Below are 23,820 nucleotides of genomic sequence, written 5' to 3' on the forward strand. Positions count from 1 at the left end.
GGTCGATTTCAGCCGCGGCCGGCGGCGGCCTGACGGTCGTTCGCGCCGGATGGGCTTTCGATGTCGAGCGAGATAGGCCGATCGAACTGAACGCCCATGCGATTGTCGATGCACCACCGCGTCGTCGCATCGACGGAGATCGTTTCGGACAGCGCGATGCGGAAGCGGGTTCCTTCGGGCACGTTCCACAGCCCTTCCACCATCGCGCCATCGGGCGAGGCGTTGCGGATCGTCCCCGCGTAGTGCTGGCCATCGTGATCGAGCACGACCTTGCGAAGCATCATCTTGCGCGGAGCCCGCGCCGAACGCGGCCCGACAGCGTTCATCGACAGCCCATCGGCCAGGCACTTCTCGGCGGCCTGATCGCTCAGCGCCTTGGAATAGATGTAGCCTTGGACATGGGTGCAGCCATGGAGGCGAACCAGATCCAGCTCGTCGTGGGTCTCCACGCCTTCGGCCGTCACGTCCATGCCCAGCGCCTGAGCCAGGCTGGTGATCGATGCGATGATCGCACCGTTCCGGCTCCCCGGCCGCGTTGCGCCGCTGACGAAGCTCTGATCGATCTTGATCTTGTCGAACGGCGCCTTCTTCAGATAGCCGAGCGACGAGTATCCGGTCCCGAAATCGTCCAGCGCCAGGCGCACCCCGATGCGCTTGAGTGCGGCGAACATCGCGTCCGTCCCCTCGTCGTCGTTGAGGAAGACACTCTCGGTGATTTCCAGCTCCAGCCGCGATGGATCGATCCCTGCCTGCGCAATGGCATTGGTGATGATCACGGGGAGCTGCGGGCTGGCGAACTGCAATGGCGAGACATTCACGGCACAGCGCACCTCCTCCGGCCACTTGGCGAGGGCGTCGCAAGCGGTCCGGATCGCCCATTCGCCGATTGCGGTGATGAGGCCAGTGTCTTCCGCGATGGGGACGAACTTGCCGGGCGACAGCCACCCACGATGCGGGTGGTTCCAGCGCAGCAACGCCTCGAACCCGGCAATCCGCTCGGTGCTGGCGTCGACGACAGGCTGATAGAACAGCTCGAGCCCGCCATGCGCGATGGCATCGCGCAGATCCTGCTCCAGCGCATTGCGTTCCTCCGCCGCGCTGTGGAGATCGTTGGAATAGAAGTGGAAACGCCCCCGCCCGCCATCTTTCGCCGCGTAAAGCGCCAGGTCGGCGTTGCGGATCAGGGATTCGCTCGTCACGCCATTGTCGGGGGAAAGCGCTATCCCGATGGAGGCGCCGATTACCACCCGCTGGCCGTCGATCGAATAGGGTTGCGACAGGGCGTGAATGATCTCCTGCGCCAGATGCCCGAGCTTGTCGCGGTCGCTGCGACCAGGCACGATCACTTCGAATTCATCGCCGCCAAGCCGACCGACGCGGCCGAGTTTGCCCGTTGTCCGCTCCAGCCGCTGCGCCACCTGCTTCAGCAGGGCATCGCCCGCCGGGTGCCCCATGGTATCGTTGACATGCTTGAACCGATCGAGATCGAGCAGCAGGATGGCGCATTCCCGCTCCCGCTCTTGCGGACTGCAAACGATCTTTTCCAGCGTCTGCGACATCTGGAAGCGATTGGCCAGACCGGTCAGGGAATCGTATCTGGCGAGGCGCTTCGCGTTCTCTTCGCTGAGCTTTTTCTCCGTCAGATCGGTACCCGATCCGCGAAAGCCGCAGAAGTTGCGGAAGCCATCGTAAACCGGACGGCCATTGATCGACCACCAGCGTTCTGCGTCCACCGCAGCGGCCTTGACGGCGAGCCCTTCGAAGGAGGAGCGGGACGACAGGTGGAAGGTCAAGGTCCGTTCGCCTTCGCGGTTCTCGTCCCCGAGATCGAAAAGGCGTGAAAAGGATCGCCCGATCAGCTCTTCCTCGGTACGCCCAAGCGAGCGCGCAACCGACGCCGACAGATACGTCAGGCGGCCGCGTCGATCGGTTTCCCAGAACCAGCCCTGCCCCGTTTCTTCGTAGTCGTTGAGGATGCTTTGCGCCCGGTCGCGGACGCGCGTCAGCGCCTCCTCCTCCTCCATCCGGGCACGCTCGAAGCGGGCCTGATAACTGGCGACAAGCGCACTGGCGATCGCCGCCATGATCAGTCCCGAATAAGCATAGAAGGATCCGTCCACCAACGCGACGGGCGCCCAGCACCCTATCTTGCTGACGAAAACCAGGACGATCCTATCGCTCAACAGCGCAGCAAACAGGACGTTCACGGTCACCAGCGCGGCGACGCCGATCCGCCAGTCGAGCGACCCGGCATACATCCAGTCCGCCAGGCCCAGCCCTGCGCCGGCAGACGCAACGGCAACCAGCGCGATCCCCAGCGCCCGCCGGGCGGCAAGCGCGAGCGCGACCCGCTCGCCCCAGGCATTCACGGGACGTCCGAGAGCAGAGAAGGAGACACTGGCGATTGCCGCAGCCACTGAAAGAAGCGGTGGGCCTGAAAGAGCCACAACGCCGGACAGCACAAACGCGATAGCGACGGCTACGCTCATCCAGAAGAACGATGCCGGCAAAATGGGCGGCGGCTTCGTGACAGCGGAAACTTTGGCCCGCTTGATCTCGCGCCGATCGCGGGTGCCCCGGCGTTCCTCCCCATTCGGCAGAACAGGCTTGATCGACGCGGCGCCTGTTTCCGCGCCGTTTCCTGTGTGCGCAGCCGCACTCGCGTCGCCGCCCACGGTCGGCCGGGGCGAAAACGTCGAAACGGGTTCTGTCGTCTCCTCCCGAACTCTGGCTGACGCAACGACCATGATGCGCGAATGCGCCAGCGCCATTGAAAAACGGTTAACGCGCCGCCAAGAATTGGCGCACACTCCGCGGCGTTCGCACCCATCTTGCAATGGCAAAACGGGGGGTGCATGACGGTGACACGGAGACGGCGCTGCGGAGAAGACGATGGCAGAATGGGCAGCTCACACGCCGGAGGCGATTATCCCTGACCGGGAGACAGGCAAGCCCGCGGCCTCCACACCTGGCCAGCCCAAGATCGCCTGATGCGCCACATTGCCATAATCGGATCCGGTCCTGCCGGCTATTACACCGCAGAAGCTGCGCAGAAGCGTTGGGGCGAAGAGATCCGGGTCGACATCTTCGACATGCTTCCCGTGCCATATGGGCTGATCCGCACCGGGGTGGCCCCCGATCATCAGTCCATCAAAGGGGTCAGCCGGCGGTATGAGGCCACGGCCCTGACCGAGAACGTTCGCTTCGTCGGGAACGTGACCGTGGGACAGGACATAACCGTCGCCGAACTGCAATCGCTCTACGATGCTGTGGTCTTCGCCACTGGCGCGCCGAACGATCGCGCGCTGGGTCTGGACGGAGAAAACCTCGACAACGTGTTCGGCAGTGCCGCGTTCGTCGGGTGGTACAACGGCCACCCGCAGTTCGCCGGCCTCGCCCCCGATCTTTCGGGCAAGAACGCAGTGGTGATCGGAATGGGCAATGTCGCACTCGACGTGGCGCGCATTCTGGCCAAGACGGAAGCAGAGTTCGCCGGATCGGACATCGTGGCACATGCTCTCGATGCGCTGATCGCGTCAAACCTGCGCACGATCACGATCATCGGACGGCGCGGCCCGCACCAGATCATGATGACGCCCAAGGAACTGGGCGAACTGATGCATCTCGATCGGGCCAGCCCGCGCGTCGCGCCGGACGATCTGCCGCCGGAAGCGGACGACGCCCTGCTGGAACCGGGATTGCGCAAATCGGTCGCGCATCTGCGCAGCTTCGCCGCGATTCCCGAAAGCGAGCGCGCCGACAAGGCGATCGAGATCGATTTCGACATGTTCGCCAGCCCCACGCGCCTGCTCGGCGATGGAAAGGTCGAGGCAATCGCGCTTGAACGCACTCGGGTGGAGGCTGGCAAGGCAATCGGGACCGGCGAAACCTATACTGTGCCGGCCGACCTGGTGATCAGCTGCATCGGCTATCGCAGCTCGCCCATACCCGGTGTGCCATTCGACGAGCGTGCAGGCCGCTTCGCCAATGACGAGGGGCGCATCCTGCCGGGTCTCTATTGCGTGGGTTGGGCGCGACGCGGCCCCACCGGCACGATCGGCACCAACCGGCCCGACGGTTTCGGAGTGGTCGAAAAGATTGCGGATGACATGGCCGCGGGCCGCCTGGGCCGCAGCGACAGGCTGGGCCGTGCCGGTTTCGACAAGCTCGCCGAACAGCGCGGGCTGGACGTGGTCACGTTTCGCGACTGGAAGAGGATCGAGGAAGCCGAAGCACAGGCCGCGCGCGACGGCGCCCCGCGCGAAAAATTCGTCGATGTCGACGCGATGATCAACGCCCGCAAGTAGCGCTCCGACTGGACAGACCGGTTGCGATATGGAACCTTCCTCTCTGAGAGAGAGGAGACTGCACCATGGCCGCATTCGATCTGGTTATCCGCAACGGAACGATCGTGGATGGAACCGGCGCCGATCGCTTCATCGGGAATGTGGCGATCCTTGACGGAATCATCGCGCAAGTTGGCGAAGTCGCCGGCGATGGGCGCGAGGAGATCGATGCCTCGGGCAAGATCGTCACTCCCGGTTTCGTCGACATTCACACCCATTACGATGGCCAGGCGACCTGGGACCAGGAGATGGCGCCTTCCAGCTGGCACGGGGTCACGACCGTCATCATGGGCAATTGCGGCGTCGGTTTCGCACCCGCTGCGCCCGACCGACACGAATGGCTGATCGGCCTGATGGAAGGGGTGGAGGACATTCCCGGAACCGCGCTGGCTGAAGGCATTACCTGGGAATGGGAGACGTTCCCCGAATATCTCGATGCGCTGGAGAAGCTGCCGAGGACAGTGGATGTTGGCACCCACGTCCCCCACGGCGCGGTGCGCGCCTATGTCCTGGGCGACCGGGAAAAACCCGGCGCGGAACCGACCGAGGCCGATGTGGCCGAAATGGGCCGGATCGTGGAGGAAGGCGTTCGCGCCGGCGCGCTGGGCTTTTCCACCAGTCGCACGGTGATTCACAAATCCGTCGATGGCGAACTGGTCCCCGGCACCACCGCGACGGCGGAGGAACTGATAGAAATCGGCCGGGCCATGGGCCGCGCGGGGCACGGCGTGTTCGAAATGGCCAGCGATCTCAACCGTGATTGGAACGAATTCGACTGGATGGGCCGCCTCAGCCGCGAAACCGGTTTGCCCGTAACCTTCGCCGCGCTGCAATCGATCGCAAAGGAACTGCCGCTGGACGAGCAGATCGCCACGATGCGCGCGGAAAACGACAATGGCGCGAATATCGTCGCCCAGATCGCGCTGCGCGGAAACGGGGTCATCATGGCCTGGCGCGGTACGGTCCACCCGTTTCGCTTCCGGCCCGGCTGGCAGGAGATCGCCGACCTGCCGTGGGAAGCGCAGAAGGAAAAGCTGTTCGATCCGGCGTTCAAGGCCCGGCTGCTCAGCGAAGCGAACGATTTCAGCAGCGCGCCGCCAGACATGCTCGGCCTGCTGATGATCGTCGTTGCCGGCTGGACGATGCAGTTCGAGATGGACGAGGATTTCGATTACGAACCCGGACCGGAAGCAAGCGTGCAGTCACGAGCGGCAGCGGCCGGGATCAGCTGCGAAGAATACGCTTACGACATGCTTTGTCGCAACGACGGCACTGGCTTCATCTACCTGCCGATCCTCAATTACGCCGATGGCAACCTCGATTTCCTCGAAGAACTGCAGCGCGCAGACGACACCGTCAATTCGCTGTCGGACGGCGGCGCGCATTGCGGGACGATCTGCGATGCGGCGAGCCCGACTTTCATGCTCCAGCACTGGGTTCGCGACCGTTCACGCGGTGATCGCATCGGCCTCGAACACGCGATCAAGCGCCAATGCGCCGATACTGCACGTCTCTATGGCCTGGAAGATCGCGGCGTAATCGCACCCGGCTATCTCGCCGATCTCAACATCATCGATATGGAGCGGTTGCGGCTTGGCAGCCCCTGGCTCGCGTTCGATCTGCCTGCCGGTGGCAAGCGGCTGTTGCAGAAGGCGGAAGGCTACGTCGCCACGATCAAGAGCGGCGTGGTGACCTTCCGCGATGGTCGATGGACCGGGGAAACGCCGGGCGGTCTGATCCGCGGCCCGCAACGCACGGAACTGCGCGAAGCAGCTTCCGCTAGCTTGCCTGTCTATACCACGGTCTCCACGGAGCGGAGTGCAAGTTGTTCTTGTGAGGATTACTGGGATGATATACAATGTAGTAACCACAGCACGGGAAAGGTGCATTATGACTAGAGTTTTTGCATTTGTTGCATTTACGGCGCTCGTATTAACACCTTTTTACAGCGCCAAAGCCTATCGCTGCGACTCACCTTCGTCTGCATTCATTTGGTGGGATCAAAATTACGATGGCTCTTTTTCGTTAGAGGAATGGCAATTTGCTGACCTGGGCGATTTTTCTGTCGCTGACGCGAACAATAATGGGTTGGTCTCCGCTCCGGAGTACGCATATTATTACGATGTAACATGCGGATAAAAAAATAGCGGATAGTCTTTATGCTTTCTTATTAAATGAGGAGGGATTTTACGCCTATTTTTACCAGTCTCTAAATACACCAGATTAAGAAAAACTGCGTTTAAATAACTTTTGAAAAACGATCAAGTTTTAGTTTTTTAAATACTGCATCAGACCCGCATCGGCATCAGGACGTAGAGCGCCGGACTGTTCGCATCCTGGCGGATCAGAGTCGGGGCGCCCGCATCGGCCAGGTGCAGTTCGACCGTGTCGCTGTCGATCTGGCTGAGGATATCTTTCAGATAATTGGCGTTGAAGCCGATCTCGAACCCGTCGGCCGAATAATCCGCCGGGACTTCTTCCGCAGCAGTTCCATTGTCCGGGCTGGTGACCGACAGCGTGACCTTGTCCTGATCCAGCCCCATCTTGACTGCGCGCGTCTTTTCCGTGGCGATTGTCGCAACACGGTCGACGCCTTCGTAAAGGCTGCGCGGGTCGAGCTTCAGCAGCTTGTCGTTTCCGGTCGGAATCACGCGGCTGTAGTCGGGAAACGTTCCGTCGATCAGTTTGCTGGTCAGAACGACCCCCCCCTCGCCCCCGAGGGTGAAGCGGATCTTGCTGGCCGAAAGATCGACCTGGACATTCCCGTCCAGCGATTCTTCCAGCAGCTTGCGCAGTTCTGCCACCGCTTTGCGCGGAACGATCACGTCGGGCATCCCCTGCGCGCCGTCGGGCTGGTCGATCGTGAATCGGGCAAGCCGGTGGCCATCGGTCGCCGCTGCCTTCAGCACCGGCTTGTCTTCTTCCGAAACGTGCAGGAATATCCCGTTGAGGTAGTACCGCGTCTCCTCGGTCGAAATCGCAAAACGGGTGCGGTCGACCAGTTCGGCCAACGTCTTCGCAGGAATCTCGAAACTGGTCGGCAGATCGCCTTCGACGATGACCGGAAAGTCGTCACGCGGCAGGGTGGGCAACTGGAACCGGCTGCGCCCGGCCTTGACCGTCATGCGATTTTCGCTCGTCTCCAGGCTGACCTGGCTGCCCTCGGGCAACTTGCGGGCGATATCGAACAGAAGGTGCGCCGAAACCGTGATCGCACCCGGCGCATCGACCGAAGCGGCGGCCATGTTCTCCACCACCTGCAAATCGAGGTCGGTCGCCATGACCTTGAGCGATCCGCCATCGCCCGCTTCGATCAGGACGTTGGACAGAATTGGGATCGTATTGCGCCGCTCGACCACCGATTGCACGTGGCTGAGACACCTGAGGAGCGTTGCGCGTTCGATAGTGGCCTTCATCGCGTATCAATTCCCCCTTTGCGCTCACCGAAGTCGCGCTTGCAGACGGTCTGGCGCCCGAGTGCGGAGTTCCTGTTGAGACAATGCCCCGATGACAGGGCCCAAAAGACAGGTCCGCTGCCGGAATCGCCCGCGAGCGCCGGAATGTTCGTATTATCCTTAGTCCCGGGGCGCATAGGGGCAAGAAAGAATGCCCCGCCGCCCCGATTCCTTGGGGATAAATCGGTCAGGAAAGCATCGCCATGCCGCCATTTACGTGGAGCGTCTGCCCCGTGACGTAAGCGGCTTCGTCGCTTGCGAGATAGGCCACGGCCGCGCCGATATCGCCCCCCTCGCCCATCCGGCCCATCGGAATACGCGCGTTCAATGCGTCTTTCTGGGCATCGGGCAACTGGTCGGTCATCGCCGTGCGAATGAAGCCCGGTGCGACGCAATTGACCGTGATGCCCCGGCTTGCAAGCTCCTGCGCCAGGCTTTTCGACATGCCGACCAGCCCCGCCTTGGCTGCGGAATAGTTCATCTGCCCCGGATTGCCCGTGGTGCCCACGACGCTGGTGATGCTGACGATGCGCCCCTGCCGGGCCTTCATCATCGGCCGGGCCGCAGCCCGCATCAGGCGGAACGCAGCTTCCAGATTGATCCGCATTACCGCGTCCCATTCCTCGTCCTTCATCCGCATGGCGAGGTTGTCGCGCGTCACGCCGGCGTTGTTCACCAGGATATCGATCTGGCCCAGCGTATCGATCGTGGCGGGAACCAGTTCTTCCACCTGTGTCGTGTTCGACAGGTCGCAGGTAATCTCTACATGATCGCCCCCGACTTCATCGTTGATCTGCTCGCGGAAGGCGCGCAGTTTTCCGCTGTTCGAACCGCTGAGCGCAAGGCGCGCGCCCTGCCGAGCCAGGGCATAGGCGATCGCCGATCCAATCCCCCCGCTCGCACCGGTGACAAGGGCCGTCTTTCCTTCGAGCGAAAACATTATCCGATCTCCTTCGCGAGCGCTTCGATATCTGCCATCGCAATCACGCTGACGGCCTGGGCTTCCTTGTCGATACGGCCGATCATTGGGCCGAGAACCTTTCCGCCCAGTTCGATGAAGCTTTCCGCGCCGGCGGCGCGCATGGCCTGAACGCTTTCGCGCCAGCGCACGCGCCCGGTGACCTGTTCGACCAGCAGCCGCCGTTCCTGCGCGGGGTCGCTCACCTCGCTGGCTGTGACATTGGCGTATACCGGCAGGGTGAAAGCACCCGGGGCAGTCCTTTCCAGCGCTTCGGCCATCGCATCGGCTGCCGGACGCATGAGATCGCAATGGAAAGGGGCGGAGACCGGCAGAAGCACGCCCCGCTTGATGCCGTGATCTTTCACCATCGCCACGGCGCGTTCTATCGCGGCCTTGTGCCCCGAAAGCACGACCTGGCCGGGATCGTTATCGTTGGCCACCTGGCACACCTCACCCTCAGCGGCGGCGTCTGCCAGGGCCTGTGCCTTCTCCAGGTCGGCGCCGAGCAGCGCACACATTGCGCCCTCTCCCACCGGAACGGCTGCCTGCATGGCCTGCCCGCGCAGCTTGAGCAGACGCGCGGTGTCGGCAAGCGAGAAGGCGCCGACCGCGCACAATGCGGAATACTCGCCCAGCGAATGCCCCGCTACGCAATCGCCCTTGTCGGCCAGCTTCACGCCGAACTCCCGCTCCAGCACGCGAAGCGTGGCAATCGAATTCGCCATGATCGCCGGTTGCGCGTTTTCAGTCAGGGTAAGCTGATCTTCCGGCCCATCCCGCATGATCTTCGACAAGTTCTGCGACAGCGCTTCGTCGACTTCTTCGAATACCTCACGCGCGGCGGGGCTGGCATCGGCAAGGTCGGCACCCATGCCGACTTTCTGGCTGCCCTGGCCGGGAAAAACGAATGCTCGCATAACGATCTCCTTAGTCGCGGCGGGCAACTATGCGCGGCCGGGCGCGCGGGCAAGCCCGAAGGGCACGATCTTGTTGGCACCGTCGTGCCCGATATCGGCAAAGCCAAGGTAAGGGATACCCGCCCGGTCGCACCAGTATCGTGCAATATCCTCTTCGCTCGTGCCGAAGGGCCGGTCGTTCTCGGGAACATCGGTGATCCTGCCGAGCCTCAGGCCGGCAATGCCCGACAGATGCTGCGTGACATGAAAGAACAGGCGGTCGATCGCATAAAGATGCTCCGACACCTCTTCCACCATGACCACGTGCCCAGCCAGGTCGGGCATAAGGTCGGTGCCGCAGAGCATGGCCAGAGTCATGAGATTGAAGGCCGCTGTCGGGCGTTCGTCCAGCGTCGCTTCGAGGCCGCCTTCCTCGCCGCAGAGCCAGTCGAGGGCACGGCCCACGGCAGCATCGCCGCCGTCGCGGCGGATGTCGGCCACCATCGGTCCATGCACTGGCCGCCCGATACCCGCCCGGTAGAGCGCGGCGAGCAGATAGCCGGTATCGGAATAGCCCAGGAACGCCTTGCCCCGTGCGGACGGCCCCATGCGCGTCACAGCTTCTGCCGCTATGCGATTGGAGCCATATCCACCGTGAGCGAACCATACCGCGTCGATATCGGGATCGTCGGCACATTCCAGCAGGGCCGCAAGCCGCGTTGCATCGTCCCCGGCGAAGTGGCCATGGCGCGCAAAGCATTGCCGGTGAAACACCAGATCGAGACCGGCGCGACCCGCGGCCAGATCGATCACGGCATCGGCGTATTCCCGTTCCAGCCGCTTGCCCGGCGCACAAATCGCAATGCGTGTCATGTTTGCGATCTACGGCGAGCGGCCGGCGGCATCAAGGTTTCACCCGCGAGCCATCCCGGCTCCATCGGGCCGACACACCCTAGCTCTCGTAAACTTCCGCAGCGGCGATCACGATGCCCATGAAGCTTTCCGCCGTCAGGCTGGCCCCGCCGACCAGCGCGCCGCCCACTTCGTCAGCGGCGAGCAGTTCGCGCGCATTTTCCGCCTTCACCGACCCGCCGTAAAGGATACGAACGGCAGCGCCGTCTTCCTCGCCGAGAAGGTTCACCAGAAGGTTGCGGATTTCGCGGTGCATCGTGCCGATATCCTCCACAGTGGGAGTCCGCCCGGTGCCGATCGCCCACACGGGTTCGTACGCGACGGTCAGCATTTCGGCAGGCCGATCGAGCGTTTCGGGCAGCGACGCCTTCAACTGGGCAATGACGTGTTCGACCGCATTTCCGGCGTCGCGCACATCCTCCGTTTCGCCGCAGCACATGATCACTCGCAAGCTCGCGGCGAGCGCGGCCTGCGCCTTCGCCCGAACGAGAGCGTCGGTCTCACCATGATTCTGGCGCCGTTCGCTGTGCCCCAGGATGACGAACTTCGCCCCCGCATCCGCGGCCATCGTGGCGGAAATGTCCCCGGTATGGGCCCCATCGTCCGCCGGATGGCAGTCCTGGGCGCCGACGCCGATCTGCTCCACTTCGCGGTGGGTGGCGTGAATCAGCGTGAAAGGCGGTGCCAGCGCAACTTCGACTTTCATCAGGTTTTGCGCCGCACGGTCGATGGCACGCGCCTGAGCCAGCATGGCCCGCGTGCCGTTCATCTTCCAGTTTCCAACGATGTAGGGCCGTTCGGCCATGGCGAATCCTGCTTCCTTGATCCCGATTTCAACGATTCCGATCGCCATCTAATATGGGGCGACGGGCCCGGCTTGCCAGATGCTTCATCTTGCAACGCCAAAAGCGTTGCCGACCTGTTGCCGGGAGGTCGCAGGGCGGATAAAGCGCTCGCCGCACAGCGCAACCCCTAATCGCATCTGGCCTACGGAACATTCCCTAACATGATTCAGTTCTTTCGCAGATTCTTCCAGTCGAAGCTCGGCATTCCGCTGACGCTGGCTTTCCTTGCGCTGATCGCCTTTGCGTTCGCGAGCAGCGATGTCGCCAATACCGGCACGTTTGGCGGCGTGGCCGGCGGCGACCGGGTCGCGGTCGTCGGCGGGCAGAAGATCGATTCGGCCGACCTCGTGGAAAGCGCCCGCAGCGCGCTTGATCGCGTGCGGGAAGAAAATCCCAATATTTCGATGGAAGCGTTCATCGCGCAGGGCGGGCTCGACGACGTACTGGATCAGATGATCGACCGCGCCGCGATCGCCGAATATGCGCGGCGTCACGGTCTCCGCGCCGGGGATAACCTGGTGAACAGCGAGATTATCTCCATCCCGGCATTCCGCGGCGCCAGCGGCGAATTCGACACGGCCACGTTCCGTCAGGCATTGTCGGCGCGCAGGATCTCGGAATCGGCCTTCCGGTCCGATCTTTCGCAGGGCTTGCTGGCTCAGCAACTGCTGGTCCCGGCGGTTTTCGGCGCAAAGGCGCCCGACAAGCTGGCGACGCGCTACGCCGCGCTGCTGAAGGAGCGTCGTCGCGGCAGCATCGCGATGCTGCCGTCCCAGGCATTTGCCCCGAAGGGCGCGCCCGAGAAGGCCGCTCTGGAAGCATTCTACACCGAAAATCGTGACGATTTCATTCGACCCGAGCGGCGCGTCATTCGCTATGCGGCATTCGGCCCGGAAGATCTCGATACGCGGATCGAGCCGACCGCGGCTGAAATCGCCGCCAGGTATGAAGAAGACAGCGCGACTTACGCCGCCAGCGAAACGCGCCGCCTCAGCCAGTTGATCGTGCCGACGCAGGAAGCGGCGAACACCATTCGCACACGGGTCGGTTCCGGCGGATCGCTGGAAACGGCAGCGCGCGAAGCCGGCTTCGACGTTGCCGAACTCGGGCCGATCTCGCAGGCCGAACTGGCAGCGCAAAGCTCTGCCGACGTTGCGCGCGCTGCTTTCGCGGCTGAACGCGGTGCGATGGCCGCCCCGGCACGTAGCGGGCTTGGCTGGCACGTCGTGCGGGTCGATGCCGTCGAGCGGACTGCCGCGCGCAGCCTTGAACAGGTTCGCGGCGAAATCGCCGACACCATGCGGGCCGAAAAGCGCCAGCGCGCCCTGGCCGACCTTGCCGCCAGCATTGAAGAGCAGCTGACCGACGGCGTGTCGCTGGGCGACATTGCGCAGCAGCTCGACGTCGAGATTCAGACCACGCGGCCATTGCTTGCCACCGGGAGCGTGTACGGCGCCCCGAACGAAACTGCCCCCGAAGTGCTCGGCCCCGCACTCGACACCGCATTTCAGATGATCGAAGGCGAACCGCAACTGGCGGAAGTTGCGCGCGGTGAAACCTATCTGATCTTCGAAGCGAGCCAGATCATCGAATCGGCAGCGGCTCCGCTGGCCGAAATTCGCGACGACGTGATCGCCGCCTGGCGGCAGGATCGCGGGGCCGCCGCGGCCAAGGCTGCAGCGGACCGGGTGCTCGCGCGGGTCAAGGACGGCGCTTCGCTGTCAGCTGCGATTTCGGAAGAGGAAACGTCTCTTCCCTCGCCCGAACCGGTCAACCTGACCCGCCAGCAGCTGGCCGCTTTCCAGGGCCAGTTCCCGGCTCCGCTGGCTCTGCTGTTCAGCATGGCGCAGGGTACGACCAAGAAGCTGGAAGCGCCCGCCGACAATGGCTGGTACGTCGTCGATCTGGACCAGATCGAAACCGGCACAGTCGCCGCCGACGATCCGCTGCTCGCGCAGACCAGGCAGGAGCTGGGCCCCGCCATCGGCAGCGAATACGCAGATCAGCTTCGGGTGGCTTTGCGCAAGGAACTGGGCGTGGAGCGCAATGCAACCGCGATCGAGGCCGTGCGCAAACAACTTCTCGGGCAGAACTGAGCCGGTGGCGCACGTCGCCTCCGGTCTCTGCAACGCCGAATCCGCCGCCGCCGCGCTGGCGGCGGACCGGCCTGCGCTCGTCTGGCGGAAAGTGGTTGCCGATACGCAAACCCCCGTCGGCGCGGCGCTGAAACTGTTCGAACAGGAGCGTGGCGACTTCCTGCTCGAATCGGTCGAAGGGGGCGAAGTCCGCGGGCGCTACAGTCTGCTCGGTCTCGATCCCGATCTCGTCTTCCGCGCACAAGGGAACGTGGCGGCGATCAATTCGGCCTGGCGCCATGACCGCGATGCTTTCACCGATTGCCCCGGGGGGGCGCTGGAAGAACTGCGAGCACTGGTCGAACGCTGCCGGATCGACGTTCCCGCCGAACTGCCGCCGGCGCTTGCCTGTCTGGTCGGGTATTTCGGATACGAAACCATCGGCCTGGTCGAAAAACTGCCACGCGCGCCGGCCAGTCCGCTTGCGCTGCCCGACATGCTGTTCGTCCGCCCGACGGTCCTGCTGGTGTTCGACAATCTGGGCGACGAGCTGTTCTGCATTGCGCCGCTCTGGGCCGGAGATGCCGCCCCCACTGCCGCAATCGCCGATGCGGAAGAACGGATCGACGAAGTCCTGCGCAAGCTCGCCGGCCCCGCTCCCGCAGAACCGCGCGCGAGCGCATTGCCGGATATGGCACTTTCTCCGGTGACTGCGGCAGACGATTATGCCGCCAATGTCGCCAGGGCGAAGGAATACATCGCGGCCGGCGACATATTCCAGGTCGTCCTCGCGCAGCGGTTCACCTGCCCCTTCCCCCTCCCGCCGATATCGCTCTATCGCGCGCTGCGGCGGGTCAATCCCTCGCCCTTCCTCTATTTCCTCGACTTGCCCGGTTTCGCCGTAGTCGGCTCCAGTCCGGAGATTCTTGTCCGCGTCCGCGGCGCCCCGGGTTCGCCCAAGGAAGTGACCATTCGTCCGATAGCAGGCACGCGTCCGCGCGGCGCCACGCCGGAAGCCGATCGCGCTGCCGAAGCCAGCCTGCTTGCCGATCCCAAGGAACGGGCGGAGCACCTGATGCTGCTCGATCTGGGGCGCAACGATGTCGGGCGTGTGGCCAAACAGGCAACGGTGGAAGTAACCGACAGCTTCACGGTCGAACGCTACAGCCATGTGATGCACATCGTCAGCAATGTCGTCGGGCAACTCGATCCGACTCATGATACGCTCGATGCCATGTTCGCCGGCTTTCCCGCCGGAACCGTGAGCGGAGCTCCCAAGATCCGCGCTTGCGAGATCATCGCCGGGCTGGAACCCGAAACGCGCGGGGCCTATGCCGGCGGGGTCGGATACTTCGCCCCCGACGGGTCGGTCGACAGCTGCATCGTCCTGCGCACCGGGGTGCTCAAGGATGGCATGCTGCATGTCCAGGCCGGCGCCGGGATCGTCGCGGATAGCGAGGCCGAATACGAGCAGCGCGAATGCGAAGCGAAGGCCAGCGCGCTTCTCGCCGCCGCGCGTGAGGCTGCGCGGATTGCGCAGGAACCGGGGTTCGGACAGTGAGGCCGAACCGCCTTCTCGTTCTGGCCGCCTGTGTGGCCACTGCCCTGACCGGTTGCGGACAGCAGCCGGAAGGCGAGCCCGTGATCCGAACCGAAATCGGCAGCGGTGTCGCCGAAAACGACAGCGAGCCTGCCCCTGCGGCCGAGCCAAGCCCGACCCCTGCGCCGGCGATTGCCTCCGCTTGCGAAAGCACGACCTTCGAAGGGGCCGCGCTTACCCATTGCGTCGCCGATCCCGCGCGGCACCGGATCGTGACCGCGCTGGGCCCCGCCGACGGCGCGCCCTATCGTGGCTTTGCCGCGTTCGCGGCCAGGCGCGCGGCCGATGCCGCGCCGGTCGCCTTCGCCATGAATGGCGGGATGTACGACGGCGAAGGCAAGCCGATCGGATACTATGTCGAGAACGGCAACCGGCTGAAGGAACTGAACCGGGCCGACGGGCCGGGCAACTTCCACCTTAAGCCCAACGGCGTGTTCTACGGCACCGGCGGCAAGTGGCAGATCCGCACGGCGGACGATTTTTACGCCAATGTCGCCGACCGCCCCCAGTTCGGCACTCAGAGCGGCCCGATGCTGGTGATCGATGGCAAGCTGCACCCGAAGATCGCCGAGGATGGACCGAGCAAGGCCGTGCGCAACGGGGTCGGCATCGACGCGGCCGGGCGCGCGCATTTCGTCATTTCCGAAGAGCCGATCTCGTTCGGGGTGCTCGCGCGCTATTTTCGCGATCAGCTCAAGACGCCCGACGCCCTGTTCCTCGACGGCAACGTCAGCGCCCTGTGGGACCCGGCGCGCAAACGCATGGACAGCGGCAGCCGGTTCGGGCCCATGCTGGTGGTCGAAGAGAAGGACTGAAGGCCGATGGACTACGAACGCACGCTCTATCCAGAGATTGAGCCATACGACAGCGGCATGCTGGACGTCGGCGAAGGCCATACCCTTTACTGGGAGCGGGTCGGCACGCCGGGGGCCAAGCCGGCGGTGTTCCTGCACGGCGGACCGGGCGGCGGGATGAGCGCCAACCATCGCCGCCAGTGGGACCCGGAGCTGTACGACGTCCTCCTGTTCGACCAGCGCGGCTGCGGCAAGTCGCTGCCCTTCGCGGAGATCGAGCACAACGATACCTGGCGCATCGTCGAGGATATCGAGCGGCTGCGCACGATGTGCGGGCACGAGAAATGGCAGGTGTTCGGCGGAAGCTGGGGCGCGACCCTGGCGCTCGCCTATGCCCAGGCCTACCCCGACCGGACCAGCGAACTCGTGCTGCGCGGGGTGTTCCTCGGCCGCCGGAAGGAGAAAGCCTGGCTCTACTCCTACGGCGCGAGCGAGATTATGGCCGAGCAGTGGGACGCCTTCTCCGGCCTGATTCCCGCCGATGAGCGCGACGATCTGGTCGCGGCCTATCACCGGCGGCTGACGAGCGACGACGAACAGATCCGCCTCGCCGCGGCGCGCGAATGGTCGTTATGGGAAGGCAGCGTCGCCACGCTCCTGCCCGACGAGAGCCTGCTCGATACCTTTGCCGACCCGTCCAAGGCCCTGCCCTTCGCGCGCATCTGCGCCCGTTTCTTCCTGCAGGATTTCTTCCTGGAAGAAGGGCAATTGCTGGCCAATGCGGACCGGCTGAAGGGCATTCCGGGCATCATCGTCCAGGGCCGGCACGATATCTGCACCCCGCCCACCTCCGCCTGGGCACTGAAGAAGGCCTGGCCGGAAGCGGACCTGTGGATCGTCCACGACGGCGGCCATTCCGCCAGCGAACCGGGCATCGTCGACGGGCTGGTCCGGGCGACCGACCGGTTCGCCGGCAAGGCGGCCTGAAACCTAAACTTGCTTGATCGGGCCGGGCGATCGGCCGAAGGCGGCGCGCGATGATACTGGTGATCGACAACTACGACAGCTTCACCTTCAACCTGGTCCATTACCTGATGGAACTGGGTGCCGAAGTGCGGGTGGAACGCAACGACGCGCTTTCCGCGGCCGAGGCGATGGCCAGCGGCGCGCAAGGCGTGCTGATCTCCCCCGGCCCCTGCACCCCGAACGAGGCCGGGATCAGCCTCGACCTCGTTGCCGCCTGCGCCGATGCGGCCCGGCCGCTGCTGGGCGTGTGCCTCGGCCATCAGGCGATCGGCCAGCATTTCGGCGGGCGCGTGGTGCGCGGCGGGCTGATGCACGGCAAGACGTCGCCGGTCGAACACGACGGGAGCGGCATCTTTACCGGCCTGCCCAACCCCTTCACCGCGACCCGCTATCACTCGCTGGTGGTGGAGGACGTACCCGCCGCGCTGGCGATCAACGCGCGTAGCGAGACGCCGGGCCTCGACGGCACCTGTGTGATGGGCTTCCGCCACCGCGACCTGCCGATCCACGGGGTCCAGTTCCATCCGGAGAGCATTGCCACCGATCACGGCCATGCCCTGCTCGCCAATTTCCTGCGCCTGTGCGGGATCGAGCCGCGCCTGCCGGCAAGGGCCGCGGCATGAAGGCGCTCCCCCAGGCGGAACCGCACCTGAGCGAGGCCGAGGCGGAGGAAGTCTTCGGCTGGATCCTCGACGGGGAGACGAGCGAGGAAGAGATCGCCCGTTTCCTGATCGCGATCACCGAACGCAGCGAGACGGCGGAAGAGATCGCCGGCGCCGCCCGCGCCCTGCGCGCCCGCCTGATCCCGGTCGCCGCGCCGGATGGTGCGGTCGACTGTTGCGGCACGGGGGGTGACGGGCACCACACCCTGAACGTTTCCACCGCCGTCAGCCTTGTCGTCGCGGCGGCAGGCGTGCCGGTGGCCAAGCACGGCAACCGCGCGGCGAGCAGCAAGTCCGGCGCGGCCGACACGCTGGAGGTTCTGGGCCTCGACATGGAGGCGGCGGGCCGCACGGCGGAGAAGACGCTGGCCGAAATCGGCATCTGTTTCCTCTTCGCCAAGAACCACCATCCCGCGATGGGCCGCATCCAGCCGATCCGCCAGCGGCTGGGCCGGCGCACGATCTTCAACCTGATGGGCCCCCTGTCCAACCCCGCCGGGGTGCGGCGGCAGCTGATCGGGATCGCCCGCCCCGCCTATGTCCCGATCTATGCCGCGGCCAAGGCCCGGCTGGGGACCGATCGCACGTTCATTGCCTCCGGCGACGAGGGGCTCGACGAACTGAGTCTGGCCGGCGGCAACGAGCTGGCCGACGTGGCCGGTAACGACTTCGAGATGCGCCGGGTCGAAGCGGCCGAGGCCGGCCTGCCCAGCGCCCCGGTGGAGGCGATCCGCGGGGGCGACGCGGCGCACAACGCGCGCGCGCTGAAGGCCCTGCTGGACGGCACCGCCGGCCCCTATCGCGACGCCGTGCTGTTCAACGCCGCCGCCACCCTGATCGTCGCCGGCAAGGCAAGCGGCTGGGCAGAGGGCGCGGCCATCGCCGCCGAATCGCTCGACAGCGGCAAGGCCGGCGCGCTGCTCGACCGCTGGATCGCCCTGGCGCAATAGCGGCGCGCTACCCCGCACCTTCCGGCAATTGCGAGAAGTCGGTCAGCGCGGCATCGCGCAGGCCGCGCCAGACGTTGCGCGCCTGAACCGTGGCGGCAACGTCGTGCACGCGCAGCAGCTGCACCCCCGCGTCCATCCCCGCGATCGCCAGCGCCAGGCTGCCGCCGAGCCGCTCGTGCGCGGGGGCCTCGTTGCTGAGCGCGCCGATCATCCGCTTGCGGCTGGCGCCCAGCATCAGCGGCTGGCCCAGCGCGTGGAACAGCGGCAGGGCGTTGATCAGCGCGAGGTTTTCCGCCAGCGACTTGCCGAAGCCGATCCCAGTATCAAGCACGATCCGCTCGCGCGCGACGCCTGCCGCCAGCGCGGCATCGCGGCGTTCGCGCAGCCAGTCGAACACGTCGAACACGACCGCGTCGTAATCGCCGCCGGCATGAAGGTCCTCACCTTCGCCCGGCGCGTGCATCAGGATCACCGGGCAATCGCGCGCGGTCACGAGTTCGAGGCTGCGCGGATCGTGGCGCAGGGCCGACACGTCGTTGATCATGTGCGCGCCTGCATGGAGCGCGGCGTCCATCACTGCCGGCCGCCGGGTATCGACGCTGATCGCCGCGCCCATTGCGGCGCAGTATTCGACCGCGGGGACCACCCGCTCGATCTCTTCCCCTTCCCATACCGCGGCCGCGCCCGGGCGCGTGCTTTCCCCGCCGATGTCGACGATGGCGGCCCCGGCCTCCAGCATGGCGGCAGCATGGTCGCGCCCGTGTTCGGGCCGGTCGAGGAACGCGCCCCCGTCGGAGAAGCTGTCGGGCGTGACGTTGAGTATGCCCGCCACCTGCGGCTGGTCGAGCCGCACGGTCCGCGCGCCCAGTTCGAGCGGCGGATGAGACGTGCGCAAGTTCGCCCATTGCGCCTCCGCCTCCGCGCCCAGCGCTTCGGGCAGGCGGGCCAACGTCTCCGCCGCAGTCTCCGGCGTGAATCGCCAGCGTTCCACCACGGTGCCTTCGCGCCGCACGATCGCGGCGAAGCGATGGGCATAGACCATCCCCCCGCCCAGCCGGATGCAGTCGCCTTCCTCCCCCTGCGGGCTCGCCGCAAGGCCGATGGGCTGGAGATAGACCCGTTCGCTCATTGCCCTGCCGACCCGATGATATGTTGAGACATGGACCACATGTTACACAGTCCTGGACCAAAAAAATCACGCTGCACCAAGCAGGTGGAAAACGGGCGCGATGCAGGGCGAATCACGGTCATGCGTCAGGCCTAGCGAGTGAGAGCCGTGTAGGACAGCCTGCGTTGAAGCGGCCCGCTGAAAGCTATCATCGCCCTGGTCGAGCCGCGGGCGCTCTACCCCTCGTTCGGGCCGGTGTTCGCTGTCGCCACCCGCTCCGCAATGGGCTGCGTTCGCAGGGACGACAATGCGCTCCGCAACATGCCCGTTATGTCACCGATCTCGTTTTCGAGTTGAGCGTAAGCGGCATCGATACGATGTTGCAGTTGTTGCCACACGCGCATCTGATCCTTCCCCGTCTCAGTAAGCCGATAGAGCTTCTGACGGGAATCCGCGGGATCGATTTCCCATTCAAGCAGGCCAAGATCGACCAGTTTGGGCAATTTCTGTGACACGAGCTGGTGAGACCGTTCAAGCGCATCCGCCAGTTTCCGGGCGGATGCCGGTTGATGCGCCTGCACCGCCAGCATCAGCGAGCAGGACTTGACCGGAATGACCAGGCCACCTTCGGCAAAGACCGGCACGCACTGGTCGGTAATCAGATCGCTCAGCTCTTCGCTCAAGCGCGCGAGATACAGTCGCCCCCTTATTGGGTACGGTGCCCGCTCGCTAGGTTCCGATACGTCGGTAGACAACTGCGTCCCCCTTCCTGAATTCCCGCTGCAGCGCTGTAACTGCGCCATTCTCGCGAACCAAACGCAAACGATATTCGTCCGTGCCCTCGACCGCGAACATGTCCCCGCCGAGCGGAACGAGGCCGAGCGAGAACCGCCCGCCCCATGAATACGTCAGCGCTCCATCGACCAGGGCGATCTCACGCCCTTCGTATTTGCCGACCGCGTCGCGCCCATCTTCCGCCGATGTCGCAGGCGTGCCCAGCACTGCCGGAACAAGCGGAACATACCACCCGGCATCGGCCGCGGCGTCGCTCTCTTCAAGCTGTGTCAGCGCCATCGTGTACGCCACTTCCAGCGCCTTGCCGGAGGCAACATCGACATCGGGGCTAACTCCCTCGCCTTCGAAGTCGCCACCGCTCAGCGGCCCGTGGATCTGACCGATAGGGACCTGCATCACGAACCGATCGTTGACCCGGACCATCCCGACAGGGTGCGCCGCCCCCGCCGTCTGCCGGCCCACGATTGTCGCGCGATCGAGTTCGGCGAGCGAATATGCAAACCATTCCGCAGCGGAAAAGGTCGTGGTCGAGGTGAGGATATAGACGGGGACATCGACCATGCGGCGTCCGGGTACGCCGTGGAGCACCCACATGCCGCGTTCGACGTAGCGCCCCTCCTCGGTATAGGAGTAGTCGAACAACTGCTGATCCCTGTCGCCCGGGAAAAGGTGGCTCATGATCAATTGCGCCGTGCCCATATGGCCGCCGCGATTGTACCGCATGTCAATAATTAGCGCATCCGCGCCTTCCAGGTGCTTCATCGCAGCGACCACATGCGCGTGGGCATCGTCAGGGTCGGAAAAATAGTCGAACCGCAGATACCCGACATTGCCGGGAAGCAATTCCAGTGCCTTGAAGTTGAGCATCGTGCTTACGCCAAGTGCGTCCGGATTGACGATTTCCTCGGAATCCGTTTTCGCAGCGGGGTCGTGGCCGACGTAGAAATGGCGATCGCCGGTGGCATCGACGAGATCGCCGGACAAAAGGCCCGCCAGTTCATCCGCGCTGGTGGCTCCGGCGTAGTCGCCGGCGGCAGCCTTCGCCTTCAGTTCGGCGATTACGGCGGAGGTCCTGTCCTTGAACACGTAGTTTTCGCGCAGGGCGGAATCGATGTCTTCGATCAGTTGCGCCGGATCGCCGGCGGCATCCGCAACGTCCTTTGCGGCTGTGGCTTGAGGAACTGCCAGAGCCAGGGCCGCCAGCGCCGCGATGCAAGAAAATCTCATTGGGTCATTCGCCTCCACCGAGTTACACAACATATTGCGCAATATATTGTATAGCTCGGTAGATCAATGGAGATTTGATGGGCGGGGCCGAACCCCTGCTTAATCCTCCGTTGCGAGGAGGTAGAGCTGGCGGGCGGCGTCGATGGGTTTGATCTCGCCTTCGACTTCGTAGTGCCAGAAGGTCCAGCCGTTGCAGCTTGGCGCGCCTTGCAGATCCTTGCCGAGGCCGTGGATGCTGCCGGTCTGCTTCCCGTAAGCGATCGAGCCATCGGCGCGCACGGTGGCGGTCCAGCGGCGTTTCTTGTCGAACACTTGCGTGCCGGGCGCGATCAGGCCGTTTTCGACCAGCGCGCCGAAGGCAACCTTGGGCGCAGTCTTGCGGCTCTGCATCGTGGTCAGCGCGCTTTCGTCCAGCGGCAGTTCTTTCGAAATGCGCTTGAGCGCGGCATCGCGATAGGTGCCCTCGCGCTCGCAGCCGATCCATTCGCGGCCCAGGCGCCGGGCCACCGCGCCGGTCGTGCCGGTGCCGAAGAACGGATCGAGCACGACGTCCCCCCGCTCGGTCGTGGACAGAAGGACGCGGTACAGCAGCGCCTCCGGCTTCTGCGTCGGGTGGATCTTGTGCCCGCCTTCCTTCAGCCGTTCCTGGCCCGCGCAGATCGGCAGGACCCAGTCGCTGCGCATCTGCAGTTCGTCGTTGAGCGTCTTCATCGCGCGGTAGTTGAAGTGATACTTCGCCTTTTCGCCCTGGCTCGCCCAGATCAGCGTTTCGTGCGCGTTGGTGAAGCGGGTGCCGCGAAAATTGGGCATCGGGTTGGCCTTGCGCCAGACCACGTCGTTCAGGATCCAGAACCCCAGATCCTGCAGGATCGCGCCGACGCGGAAGATGTTGTGATAGCTGCCGATCACCCACAGCGCGCCGTCGGGCTTCAGCACCCGCTTCGCCTCGGTCAGCCAGGCACGGGTGAAATCGTCATAAGTCTTGAAACTGTCGAACCGGTCCCATTCGTCGGTCACCGCGTCGACATGGCTACCGTCGGGGCGGTTGAGATCGCCGCCGAGCTGCAGGTTGTAAGGCGGATCGGCGAAGACGAGGTCGATGCTGGCATCGGGCAGGCGACGCATCGCCTCCACACAATCGCCGTCCAGAATCTGCCCCAGCGGCAGCGCGGGCGCGAATTCGCGCGGTGCGGCAACCGGCTTCGCGCGGCGCAGCGCCCGTGTCTTCGTCGTCTCCACGACCCCCATGTCATTCCCCCGTTGGCAGATTTATCCACAGGGTGAGTCCAAGCGGACTCCGCGTCAAGCACCGATTTTTACAAGCCCTTCAGGTCGCGGAGGAGAACGAAAGGAGTCCCCCACAAGATATTGAGTCTGCCCGATTCGCGCGGACTCGATATGCTGCGGGTGTTGCCCGAAGGACTCTATTCCGCCGGAACCCCGGATTTTTTACATTGGGCCGGGTTTGGGCCACGGAACCGGCGTTCCGACAGAAAACGTCACACCGAAATGTCGAACAGTTCCATCTGCGCGACCGGCGCGAAACTGCGGCGGTGCAGCGGGGTCGGGCCGTGGCGGCGCAGCGCCTCGACATGGTCGCGCGTGCCGTAACCCTTGTTCCGGTCCCACCCGTAATGCGGATGTTCGCGCGCGGCGGCGATCATCATCCGGTCGCGCCATTCCTTGGCCACGATGGAGGCGGCGGAGATGGCCGGTTCCTTCGCATCGCCGCCGACGATCGCTCGCGCGGGCCAGCGCCATTCGGCGCGGCGCCCGTGCGGGGTCAGGTTGCCGTCCACCAGCACTTCGTCCGGCTCGCGCGCAAGGGCTTCGGCCAGGCGGGCGACCGCCAGGGTCATCGCCAGCATCGTTGCGCCGAAAATGTTGAGGCGGTCGATGTCCTCGACTTCCACCACGCCCACGCCCCAGGCGCAGCGCCGCCGGATCGCTTCATCGATCCGGGCGCGCGAGGGGGCGCGGAGGCGTTTGGAATCGTCCAGCCCCGCCGGTCGCGGCTTGCACAGCGCGACGGCTGCGGCCACAACCGGGCCCGCCAGCGGGCCACGACCGGCCTCGTCCACGCCGACAACCAGCGGCGCGGAGCCAAATGACCGATGGGGAGTTGCACTGAACATGACCAAGACCGCGATCCTTGCCACCCTCCTAAC

General features: G+C 64.7%; 19 protein-coding genes. 8 read left to right on the top strand and 11 right to left on the bottom strand.

Features of this window, described 5'->3' with window-relative positions:
* Positions 1-8: 8 nt before the first annotated feature.
* Complete coding sequence (locus AM2010_RS05750; protein ID WP_082132969.1) at positions 9-2,489, bottom strand: EAL domain-containing protein; 2,481 nt, start codon at positions 2,487-2,489, stop codon at positions 9-11.
* Positions 2,490-2,990: 501 nt separating this feature from the next.
* Between AM2010_RS05750 and AM2010_RS05755 the strand changes: the two genes are divergently transcribed.
* Positions 2,991-4,307 (top strand): FAD-dependent oxidoreductase, encoded by a 1,317-nt coding sequence (locus tag AM2010_RS05755; RefSeq protein WP_047806256.1) that lies wholly within the window; start codon positions 2,991-2,993, stop codon positions 4,305-4,307.
* Between the two features lie 65 nt (positions 4,308-4,372).
* On the top strand, positions 4,373-6,244 hold the full coding sequence (locus AM2010_RS05760; protein ID WP_082132805.1) for an N-acyl-D-amino-acid deacylase family protein: 1,872 nt from the start codon (positions 4,373-4,375) through the stop codon (positions 6,242-6,244).
* A gap of 390 nt (positions 6,245-6,634) precedes the next feature.
* On the opposite strand, the gene dnaN is transcribed toward AM2010_RS05760, so the two are convergent.
* From dnaN to tpiA, 5 genes are all read right to left on the bottom strand, one after another.
* Positions 6,635-7,762, bottom strand: coding sequence for a DNA polymerase III subunit beta (dnaN, locus tag AM2010_RS05765; RefSeq protein WP_047806257.1), 1,128 nt, complete (start codon positions 7,760-7,762; stop codon positions 6,635-6,637).
* Between the two features lie 226 nt (positions 7,763-7,988).
* A complete protein-coding gene (gene fabG, locus AM2010_RS05770) occupies positions 7,989-8,741 on the bottom strand; it encodes a 3-oxoacyl-[acyl-carrier-protein] reductase (protein ID WP_047806258.1) in 753 nt (250 codons plus the stop codon).
* Positions 8,741-9,679 carry an ACP S-malonyltransferase gene (gene fabD, locus AM2010_RS05775; protein WP_047806259.1) on the bottom strand — a complete coding sequence of 313 codons (939 nt, stop codon included), beginning with the start codon at positions 9,677-9,679 and terminating at the stop codon, positions 8,741-8,743. The genes fabG and fabD overlap by 1 nt, the downstream gene beginning before the upstream one ends.
* 27 nt (positions 9,680-9,706) lie before the next feature.
* Positions 9,707-10,531: an LD-carboxypeptidase gene (locus AM2010_RS05780; protein WP_047806260.1), complete on the bottom strand. Its 825-nt coding sequence runs from the start codon at positions 10,529-10,531 to the stop codon at positions 9,707-9,709.
* Positions 10,532-10,610: 79 nt separating this feature from the next.
* On the bottom strand, positions 10,611-11,375 hold the full coding sequence (tpiA, locus tag AM2010_RS05785) for a triose-phosphate isomerase (protein ID WP_047807739.1): 765 nt from the start codon (positions 11,373-11,375) through the stop codon (positions 10,611-10,613).
* 201 nt (positions 11,376-11,576) lie between these two features.
* Here tpiA and AM2010_RS05790 point away from each other — a divergent pair, with 201 nt between their 5' ends.
* From AM2010_RS05790 to trpD, 6 genes are read left to right on the top strand one after another with little or no spacing between them, the layout of a single operon-like run.
* The gene (locus AM2010_RS05790; protein ID WP_047806261.1) at positions 11,577-13,511 is read left to right on the top strand and encodes a peptidylprolyl isomerase; all 1,935 of its coding nucleotides are present in this window, start codon (positions 11,577-11,579) and stop codon (positions 13,509-13,511) included.
* Between the two features lie 4 nt (positions 13,512-13,515).
* On the top strand, positions 13,516-15,051 hold the full coding sequence (locus AM2010_RS05795) for an anthranilate synthase component I family protein (RefSeq protein WP_420834973.1): 1,536 nt from the start codon (positions 13,516-13,518) through the stop codon (positions 15,049-15,051).
* Positions 15,048-15,905: a phosphodiester glycosidase family protein gene (locus AM2010_RS05800; RefSeq protein WP_236699421.1), complete on the top strand. Its 858-nt coding sequence runs from the start codon at positions 15,048-15,050 to the stop codon at positions 15,903-15,905. The genes AM2010_RS05795 and AM2010_RS05800 overlap by 4 nt, the downstream gene beginning before the upstream one ends.
* A 6-nt stretch (positions 15,906-15,911) precedes the next feature.
* Positions 15,912-16,871 carry a prolyl aminopeptidase gene (pip, locus tag AM2010_RS05805; protein ID WP_047806262.1) on the top strand — a complete coding sequence of 320 codons (960 nt, stop codon included), beginning with the start codon at positions 15,912-15,914 and terminating at the stop codon, positions 16,869-16,871.
* A gap of 50 nt (positions 16,872-16,921) precedes the next feature.
* Entirely contained in the window at positions 16,922-17,533 is a 612-nt protein-coding gene (locus AM2010_RS05810; protein WP_047806263.1) for an anthranilate synthase component II, read from the top strand.
* Positions 17,530-18,522: an anthranilate phosphoribosyltransferase gene (gene trpD / locus AM2010_RS05815; protein WP_047807742.1), complete on the top strand. Its 993-nt coding sequence runs from the start codon at positions 17,530-17,532 to the stop codon at positions 18,520-18,522. Before AM2010_RS05810 ends, trpD begins: the two co-directional genes overlap by 4 nt.
* A gap of 7 nt (positions 18,523-18,529) precedes the next feature.
* On the opposite strand, the gene folP is transcribed toward trpD, so the two are convergent.
* The 5 genes from folP to AM2010_RS05840 all read right to left on the bottom strand — a co-directional run bounded on the left by folP (position 18,530) and on the right by AM2010_RS05840 (position 23,787).
* Positions 18,530-19,651, bottom strand: a complete 1,122-nt coding sequence (folP, locus tag AM2010_RS05820) for a dihydropteroate synthase (protein ID WP_047806264.1) — start codon at positions 19,649-19,651, stop codon at positions 18,530-18,532.
* Between the two features lie 215 nt (positions 19,652-19,866).
* A complete protein-coding gene (locus AM2010_RS05825; protein ID WP_053043956.1) occupies positions 19,867-20,313 on the bottom strand; it encodes a MarR family winged helix-turn-helix transcriptional regulator in 447 nt (148 codons plus the stop codon).
* A gap of 46 nt (positions 20,314-20,359) precedes the next feature.
* Positions 20,360-21,652 (bottom strand): S41 family peptidase, encoded by a 1,293-nt coding sequence (locus AM2010_RS05830; RefSeq protein WP_053043957.1) that lies wholly within the window; start codon positions 21,650-21,652, stop codon positions 20,360-20,362.
* Positions 21,653-21,751: 99 nt separating this feature from the next.
* Entirely contained in the window at positions 21,752-22,900 is a 1,149-nt protein-coding gene (locus AM2010_RS05835) for a site-specific DNA-methyltransferase (RefSeq protein WP_047806265.1), read from the bottom strand.
* Positions 22,901-23,151: 251 nt separating this feature from the next.
* Positions 23,152-23,787, bottom strand: a complete 636-nt coding sequence (locus AM2010_RS05840) for a ribonuclease HII (protein WP_047806266.1) — start codon at positions 23,785-23,787, stop codon at positions 23,152-23,154.
* Positions 23,788-23,820 lie beyond the last annotated feature (33 nt).

It is taken from the genome of Pelagerythrobacter marensis (assembly GCF_001028625.1).
Classification (GTDB): domain Bacteria; phylum Pseudomonadota; class Alphaproteobacteria; order Sphingomonadales; family Sphingomonadaceae; genus Pelagerythrobacter; species Pelagerythrobacter marensis.